This is a genomic window from Sphingomonas sp. Ant20, assembly GCF_000783375.1.
GTDB lineage: Bacteria > Pseudomonadota > Alphaproteobacteria > Sphingomonadales > Sphingomonadaceae > Sphingomonas > Sphingomonas aerolata.
This window is the reverse complement of the sequence record NZ_JRVI01000168.1, coordinates 1-4,125: the sequence shown is the minus strand read 5'-3', so window position 1 is coordinate 4,125 and position 4,125 is coordinate 1. Positions and strand designations below refer to the sequence as shown.

At 66.0% G+C, this 4,125-nt stretch carries 5 protein-coding genes; 2 read left to right on the top strand and 3 right to left on the bottom strand.

Translation table 11 applies throughout. The annotated features are described in order from the left end of the window. The first annotated feature begins 131 nt into the window (after positions 1–131). Entirely contained in the window at positions 132–872 is a 741-nt protein-coding gene (locus tag NI18_RS16710) for a HAMP domain-containing sensor histidine kinase (protein WP_052149274.1), read from the top strand. On the opposite strand, the gene NI18_RS16705 is transcribed toward NI18_RS16710, so the two are convergent. From NI18_RS16705 to gltX, 3 genes are read right to left on the bottom strand one after another with little or no spacing between them, the layout of a single operon-like run. Next, positions 828–1,028: a hypothetical protein gene (locus NI18_RS16705; protein ID WP_031395754.1), complete on the bottom strand. Its 201-nt coding sequence runs from the start codon at positions 1,026–1,028 to the stop codon at positions 828–830. The two genes, NI18_RS16710 and NI18_RS16705, sit on opposite strands and share 45 nt — an antisense overlap. A 1-nt stretch (position 1,029) precedes the next feature. Then, complete coding sequence (locus NI18_RS16700; RefSeq protein WP_031395755.1) at positions 1,030–2,313, bottom strand: citrate synthase; 1,284 nt, start codon at positions 2,311–2,313, stop codon at positions 1,030–1,032. A 25-nt stretch (positions 2,314–2,338) separates the two neighbouring features. Further along, positions 2,339–3,844, bottom strand: coding sequence for a glutamate--tRNA ligase (gltX, locus tag NI18_RS16695; RefSeq protein WP_081874311.1), 1,506 nt, complete (start codon positions 3,842–3,844; stop codon positions 2,339–2,341). Positions 3,845–3,863: 19 nt separating this feature from the next. Between gltX and NI18_RS16690 the strand changes: the two genes are divergently transcribed. After that, positions 3,864–4,121: a hypothetical protein gene (locus tag NI18_RS16690; RefSeq protein WP_037531600.1), complete on the top strand. Its 258-nt coding sequence runs from the start codon at positions 3,864–3,866 to the stop codon at positions 4,119–4,121. Positions 4,122–4,125 lie beyond the last annotated feature (4 nt).

The window sequence follows — 4,125 nt, the reverse complement described above, 5'->3', positions numbered from 1 at the left end:
GCACAGCCCGCGCGGCTGCGGGGGTCGGGCCGCGCGATCATGCTGAGCGCCGTGGTTCGCCGTGACGCGGAACGTGCCTTTGCGGGGTTCATCGGCAGCGGGCAACTGGTCGACGATCCCGCGGACGTACCATGCCGCCCGCCAAGCCGCGGCCGGCGGGGGCGGACCAGCTGTCGCCGACCTTCACCGCCGGGCTAGACCGTGCGCTGCGGACGCCGCTGGCGCGCATCGTTGCGAACGCCGACAGTATCCATGCGCAGACCGATGGCCTGGTGCAGCCCGATTATGCCGATTATGCGGCAGATATCGCCAATGCCGGCCGCCATCTGTTGGCGCTGGTCGACGATCTGGTCGATCTTCAGGCGGTCGAGCGGCCCGACTTCGCGCTGCTTCTCGAGACGATCGATCTGGCCGATATTGCGCGGCGTGCTGCCGGGCTGCTGGCGGTGCGGGCGGGCAACGCAAACGTGACGATCACCCGGCCCGCCGCGGAAGCCCGCGTCGTCGCGCGCGGTGATTTCCGGCGCGTGTTGCAGATCCTGGTCAATCTGATCGGCAACGCGGTGCGCTATTCGCAGTCGGGTGGCGCGGTGCAGGTGACGACGCATACGGGGAGCGATCAGGTGACCGTCGTCGTCGCGGATACCGGCAAGGGCGTGGCGCCCGCGGATCATGCGCGAATTTTCGAGAAGTTCGAGCGGGTCGACGCGTCCGAGCCGGGCGGCAACGGCCTCGGGCTCTATATCGCGCGGCGGCTGGCACGCGCGATGGGCGGCGACCTGACGATCGACAGCGCGATCGGCGAGGGGGCTCGGTTCGTGTTGTCGTTACCGACGCAGGCGACGCGCGGCCAGGATCAGTACCAGGCCTAATACCGCGAGCGCGGCGCCGCGGTCCGCCCAAGGCCGCTGATCGAGCATGAAGCTCGATCGCGGCCAATGGACATATCCAAGCCCCTGGCCGATCCACAGGAACCCCATCAGCGCGCACAGCACGCCGATGACCATCAGGATCGGCCGGAGCTTCATCTCAGCGCGACGCCATCGGCGTATAGTCGCGCTGCGTCGGGCCGCTGTAGAGCTGGCGCGGACGGCCGATCTTCTGGTCGGGATCGGTGATCATCTCGTTCCACTGCGCGACCCAGCCGACGGTGCGGGCAAGCGCGAAGAGAACGGTGAACATCGAGGTCGGGAAGCCGATCGCCGAGAGGATGACGCCCGAATAGAAGTCGACGTTCGGGAACAACTTCTTCTCGATGAAGTAGGGATCGCTCAGCGCCAGACGCTCGAGCTCGATCGCGACGTCGAACACGGGGTCGGTGACACCCAGCTCGCCGAGCACTTCCTTGACGGTCGTCTGCATGACGGCCGCACGCGGATCGTAGTTCTTGTAGACGCGGTGGCCGAAGCCCATCAGGCGGAACGGATCGTTCTTGTCCTTCGCGCGGGCGATGAACTCGGGGATCCGGTCAACCGTACCGATCTCGTGCAGCATGTTGAGCGCGGCTTCGTTGGCGCCGCCATGTGCTGGGCCCCACAGGCAGGCGATGCCGGCCGCGATGCACGCGAACGGGTTGGCGCCCGACGAGCCGGCGAGACGGACGGTCGAGGTCGACGCATTCTGCTCGTGATCGGCGTGGAGGATGAAGATGCGGTCCATCGCCTTTTCGACGATCGGGTTCACGACGTACTTCTCCGCTGGCACGGCGAACGTCATCTTCAGGAAGTTGCCGGTGTAGCTCAGCGTGTTGTCCGGATAGACGAACGGCTGGCCGACGCTGTACTTGTACGCCATCGCGGCGATCGTCGGCATCTTGGCGATCAGGCGATGCGACGCGATGACGCGCTGTGCCGGATCGTGGATGTCGGTCGAATCGTGATAGAAGGCCGACAGCGCGCCGACGACGCCGCACAGGATCGCCATCGGATGCGCGTCGCGACGGAACCCGCGGAAGAACTGCGCGAGCTGCTCATGCACCATCGTGTGGCGCGTGATCGTGTTCGAGAAGGTCGACAGCTCTTCTTCGCTGGGCAGTTCGCCGTTCAGCAGCAGATAGGCGACTTCCATGAAGTTCGACTGTTCGGCGAGCTCGCCGATCGTGTAGCCGCGGTGGAGCAGCGTGCCCGCATCGCCGTCGATATAGGTCAGCTTCGACTGGCACGAGGCGGTCGAGGTGAAGCCCGGATCATAGGTGAAATTGTCGGTCTGCGCGTACAGCTTGCGGATATCGATGACATCGGGGCCGACCGTACCGGACATGACCGGATAATCGAATTCCTTGCCGTCGACCTTGAGGTTTGCGGTCTCGCTCATGCTTGTATCCTTCCTCGAAATCTTATCAGTCTGCCATCCGGTCGGCGATCCGACCGAGGCTCTCGTCACGCCCGAGCAGGTCGAGCACATCGAATATTCCCGGCGACGTCTTGCGACCGGTCAGCGCGGCGCGAAGGGGTTGTGCAACCTGCCCGAGCTTTAGGCTTCGCGCTTCGGCCACGCGCCGTACCGCGCCTTCGAGCGCTTCCGTATCCCACTTGTCGAGCGCGTCAAGTTCAGCATGCGCGTTCGTCAGAATCGCACTCGCTTCACCCTGCAAAAGGCTCGCTGCGGCGTCATCCATCGCCAAAGGTCGCTGGCTGAACAGGAAATTCGAACCTTCGGCGAGTTCGTTCAGGTTCGCTGCACGTGGCTTCAGGACCGGCATGGCGCGAGTCAGAAGGTCGAGTCCGCCACCGGGCAGGGCATGGCCGAGCCGATCGGCGGCGAGCTGGGCCAGACGCGCATCATCGGCCTCGCGAATATAGTGGCCGTTCAGATTCTCGAGCTTCTTCAGGTCGAAGCGCGAGGGCGACTTGCCGACGCCCGACAGGTCGAACCACTCGACCGCCTGTTCGCGGCTGATGATCTCGTCGTCACCGTGCCCCCAGCCGAGCCGCAGCAGGTAATTGTCGAACGCCTCGGGCAGGATGCCCATCTCGTCGCGATACGCCTCGATGCCGACGGCGCCGTGACGCTTGGACAGCTTGGCACCATCGGGGCCGTGGATCAGCGGGATGTGCGCATAGATCGGATCGGGCCAGCCGCCCTCGATCGCGTCCATCGCGCGGTAGATCGGCAGCTGCCGGAACGCGTTGTTGAGATGATCGTCACCGCGGATGACGTGGGTAACGCCCATGTCGTGATCGTCGACGACGACCGCGAGCATGTATGTCGGCGTGCCGTCCGAACGGAGGAGGACGAGATCGTCGATTTCCTCGTTGCGGACCGTCACCGATCCCTGGACGCGATCCTCGATCGTGACCGCACCTTCCTGCGGCGCGCGCAGGCGGACGACATGGGGAAGATCGGGGGCCTCGCTTGCCGGACGGTCGCGCCACGGGCTGCGGATGCGGAGCGGCTTCTTGGCCGCCTGCGCCTCCGCGCGCATCGCCGCGATCTCGTCATTGGTCATGTAGCAGCGATAGGCGTGGCCGGCCTCGACCATCTGGTGCGCGACGCGGGCGTGGCGATCGGCGCCGGCGAACTGCATGACGACGTCGCCGTCCCAGTCGATCCCCAGCCAGCGCATGCCGTCGATGATCGCGTCGATCGCCGGCTGGGTCGACCGCACGCGGTCGGTATCCTCGATACGCAGCAGGAATTTGCCGCCGTTCGCCTTGGCGAACAGCCAGTTGAACAACGCCGTGCGTGCGCCGCCAAGATGCAGGAACCCCGTCGGCGACGGAGCGAAACGAGTAACCACGGGTGCGGCCGAAACGACGGCATCCGTATCAGATATTGCGCCCAACCGCGGGTGCTCCCAGACTGTAGAAACGATGGCCGGATCAGCCGTCGCCGCCTCTAGCATGCGTCCCCGGCGGCGACAAATGGGCGTGCCGCCCTGGATGGCGGAGCCGGGCCGGGCGATCGAACGCTGGCTGGAGGCGGAGCGCGATCAGCTCATAACCTGGTTGCCGGTCGGGCTTGGCGGCGGCATCGCACTGTGGTTCGTGCTGCCCGATCCCGCGGCATGGGGCACCGCGATCCTGGTGCTGGTCGCTGGCGGGTTGGCCGGACTTGCGGCGGGGCGCGGCGGGCGCGCGGCGCGGATGCTCGCGATCGGCGATTGTCGGGCATCGGGCTGATCTG

Bases quoted from the DNA above. Each gene is read 5' to 3' on its own strand.
- NI18_RS16690 (WP_037531600.1), top strand. From the start codon at position 3,864: ATGGGCGTGCCGCCCTGGATGGCGGAGCCGGGCCGGGCGATCGAACGC.
- NI18_RS16705 (WP_031395754.1), bottom strand. From the start codon at position 1,028: ATGAAGCTCCGGCCGATCCTGATGGTCATCGGCGTGCTGTGCGCGCTG.
- NI18_RS16700 (WP_031395755.1), bottom strand. From the start codon at position 2,313: ATGAGCGAGACCGCAAACCTCAAGGTCGACGGCAAGGAATTCGATTAT.
- NI18_RS16710 (WP_052149274.1), top strand. From the start codon at position 132: ATGCCGCCCGCCAAGCCGCGGCCGGCGGGGGCGGACCAGCTGTCGCCG.
- gltX (WP_081874311.1), bottom strand. From the start codon at position 3,844: ATGCTAGAGGCGGCGACGGCTGATCCGGCCATCGTTTCTACAGTCTGG.